This window comes from Longimicrobiaceae bacterium, assembly GCA_035936415.1.
Taxonomy (GTDB): domain Bacteria; phylum Gemmatimonadota; class Gemmatimonadetes; order Longimicrobiales; family Longimicrobiaceae; genus JAFAYN01.
This window is the reverse complement of sequence record DASYWD010000096.1, coordinates 1-3320: the sequence shown is the minus strand read 5'-3', so window position 1 is coordinate 3320 and position 3320 is coordinate 1. Positions and strand designations below refer to the sequence as shown.

The 3320-nt window shown below is 73.0% G+C and carries 3 protein-coding genes; all 3 read right to left on the bottom strand.

Features of this window, described 5'->3' with window-relative positions; all coding sequences use genetic code 11:
• Nucleotides 1-336, bottom strand: a 336-nt coding sequence (locus tag VGR37_03760; protein ID HEV2146511.1) for a hypothetical protein, incomplete at its 3' end; no start/stop codon positions are given.
• Between the two features lie 48 nt (nucleotides 337-384).
• Nucleotides 385-2589: a 1,4-alpha-glucan branching protein GlgB gene (gene glgB / locus VGR37_03755; GenBank protein HEV2146510.1), complete on the bottom strand. Its 2205-nt coding sequence runs from the start codon at nucleotides 2587-2589 to the stop codon at nucleotides 385-387.
• Nucleotides 2590-2698: 109 nt separating this feature from the next.
• Nucleotides 2699-3320: 6-phosphogluconolactonase (gene pgl, locus VGR37_03750; GenBank protein ID HEV2146509.1), on the bottom strand; the 622-nt coding region annotated here is incomplete at its 5' end.

Below are 3320 nucleotides of genomic sequence, written 5' to 3'. Positions count from 1 at the left end.
CGCGCGCTTCTTCGCCGTGGCGCCGCCCTCCAGCGCCGGGCTTCCGTCGCCCTCCCCCGACCCACCCCACTTTTTCGCGCCGGACTTCTTGGCGGTGGCTCCGCCCCCGGCCTGGCCCCCGCCGGCTCCCGCGGACTTCTTCGCCGTGGCCTTCTTGGCGGTGCTCCCGCCGCCGCCGCCGGCCTGCGTGTCGGCGGTGGCGCCGCCCCCGCCGGAGCTCTTCTTCGCCGTGCTCTTCTTCGCGGTCGCGCCCGTGCCGGCCTCGCTGCCGCCGGAGGCCGCGCGCGCGGCCTCGCCGTCCTTCGCGCCCTTCCCCCTGGATTCGTTCTTCGCCATGGGTAGGTTTCCCTGGTGGTGGTTTGGCGGCCGGCGTGCCCGGCCGGGCTATGCTCCCTGGTGCTTGAGGACCAGCATCGCCAGGGGCGGCAGCGTGAGCGGGGCGGACTGGGCGCGCCCGTGCTCCGGGACGGGCTCCGTCTCCACCGCGCCCGCGTTCCCCAGGTTGCTCCCGCCGTACGCCTCCGCGTCGCTGTTCAGCAGCTCCGTGTACCTCCCCGCGCGGGGGAGCCCCACCCGGTACGCCATGCGGGGGACCGGCGTGAAGTTGCACACGAAGACCAGCTCGTCCCCCGGCTCCCGCCCGCGGCGCACGAAGGAGACGACGGAGTTCTGCGCGTCGTGGAAGTCGATCCACTCGAACCCCTCGGAGCCGAAGTCCACCTCCCAGAACGCCCGCTCCCGCCCGTACAGGGCGTTCAGGTCGCGCACGAAGCGCTGCACGCCGGCGTGGCCCGGCTCCTCCAGGAGGTGCCAGTCCAGCGAGCGCCCCTCGCTCCACTCCTGCCACTGGGCGATCTCGCCGCCCATGAAGAGCAGCTTCTTCCCGGGGTGGGCCCACATGTAGCCCAGCGCCAGGCGCAGGTTCGCCAGCTTCTGCCAGGCGTCCCCGGGCATCTTGTTCACCAGCGAGCCCTTGCCGTGCACCACCTCGTCGTGCGACAGCGGGAGGACGAAGCGCTCGCTGAACGCGTACATCAGCGAGAAGGTGACCAGCCCCAGGTGGTACTGGCGGTAGACGGGGTCCTCGTGCGTGAAGCGGAGGAAGTCGTTCATCCACCCCATGTTCCACTTGAGGTGGAAGCCCAGGCCGCCCAGGTGCGCGGGCTGCGTCACCCCCGGCCAGGCGGTGGACTCCTCGGCGATCATCAGCGTCCCCGGCGTGCGCTCCCGCACCGCCGTGTTGAGCTGCTGCAGGAACTGGATGGCCTCCAGGTTCTCCCGCCCGCCGTGGCGGTTGGGGACCCACTCCCCCGCGTTGCGCGAGTAGTCCAGGTAGAGCATGGAGGCCACGGCGTCCACCCGCAGCCCGTCCACGTGGAACTCCTCCAGCCAGTACAGCGCGTTGGCGATCAGGAAGTTGCGGACCTCGTTGCGCCCGAAGTTGAAGACCATGGTCCCCCAGTCCGGGTGCTCCCCCTGCCGCGGGTCGGCGTGCTCGTAGAGCGCGGTGCCGTCGAAGCGGCGCAGCGCGTGCGCGTCGCGGGGGAAGTGCGCCGGCACCCAGTCCAGGATCACCCCGATCCCGCGCTGGTGCAGGTGGTCCACGAAGTAGCGGAAGTCCTCCGGCGAGCCGAAGCGCGAGGTGGGGGCGTAGTAGCCGGTGACTTGGTACCCCCAGGAGGGGTCGTACGGGTGCTCCGCCACGGGGAGGAGCTCCACGTGCGTGAACCCCATCTCGCACACGTAGTCGGCCAGCGCGTGCGCCACCTCGCGGTAGCCCAGGACCCGGTCCCCCTCGCCGCGCCGCCAGGAGCCCAGGTGCACCTCGTACACGGCCATGGGCGCGTCGCAGGGGTTCCGCTCGGGGCGGCTGCGCATCCACTCCCCGTCGCCCCACTCGTAGCGGCCCAGCCCGGCCACCACCGACCCCGTCTCGGGGCGCAGCTCGGCGGCGAAGGCCATCGGGTCGGACTTGAGGAAGGGAGGGCCGGAGGGGCCCCTGATCTCGTACTTGTAGACGCTCCCCCGCTCCACGGCGGGGATGAAGATCTCCCAGACGCCCACGCCGGGGTGCGAGCGCATCACGTGGCGCCGCCCGTCCCAGCCGTTGAAGCCGCCCACCACGCTCACCCGCCGCGCGTTGGGCGCCCACACGGCGAAGCGCGTCCCCTCCACGCCGTCCATGGCGCAGGGGTGCGCCCCCAGCAGGTCGTAGAGACGGTAGTGCGTCCCCTGCCCCAGCAGGTACAGGTCGAACTCGGTGACCGTGGACCCGAAGGAGTACGGGTCGGCCGCCTCGTGCTCGGCGCCGTCCGCCGTCCGCGTGCGCAGGCGGTACGGGAACGACTCCGCCCCGCGTGGGAGGAGGAGCTCGAAGAACCCCTCCGGGTGGGTGCGCTCCATGGGGAGCGCCTCGCCGCCGCCTGCGTTCATCGTCCAGGCGCGCTCCACGCCGGGGAGGAAGGCGCGCACCACCAGCCGAATCTCCCCGCCCACGGAGATGCGGTGCATCCCCAGCACCCGGAACGGGTCCGGGTGGTCGCCGTGGACGATCAGGTTTACGTCGTGCTCCAGCGTAACCGAAACCATCTGCCTCTTTCTTTCTGGCCGTGTTGGTGCCCCGTCCGCCAGCGCCCCACGCGAGGTGCGTGCCGGAACGGCAGGGGGCCGGGGACAGGGGACAGGGAACCGCCTGCGACTATGGTACTTGGAGCCCTTCCGACAGCTTCGCCGCGGCGGGCTCGTCCAGGATCCACACCGGATCTCCCGCGGCCGGGCGGACGAGCTGCGCCGGAAGGCGCAGCGGGTCGAGCGCGCCCCGCAGCACCTTCCGCACGACGGGAGCCTTCCCCGCGCCCGTCGCCAGGAACTCCACCCGCGCGGCGGCGTTCAGCACCGGCACGGTGAGCGTCACGCGCGGCTCTCCCTCGTGCACCGCGGGCGCGGCCAGGCGCTCGCGCTCCAGGAGCGCCGGGGCGAAGGGGAAGAGCGAGGCGGTGTGGCCGTCGTCCCCCACCCCCAGGTGCACCAGGTCGAAGCGGGGGACGCCCCCGCCGAACGCCTCGCGCAGCTCGCGCTCGTACTCCCCGGCGGCGCGCTCCCGCGGCAGCTCGCCCCGGACGCGGTGCGCGTTCGCCGCCGGGAGCGGGACGTGTGCGAGCAGCGCGTCGCGGACCATGCGGAAGTTGCTCCGCGGGTGCCCCGGGGGGACGCAGCGCTCGTCGCCCCAGAACAGGTGCACGTGCTCCCACGGGACCTCGCGCGCCAGCGGCTCCTGCGCCAGCAGCGAGTAGGCGCGGCGCGGGGTGCTCCCCCCGGCC

Coding starts and splice junctions, on each gene's coding strand:
- glgB (HEV2146510.1), bottom strand. CDS start 2,589: ATGGTTTCGGTTACGCTGGAGCACGACGTAAACCTGATCGTCCACGGC.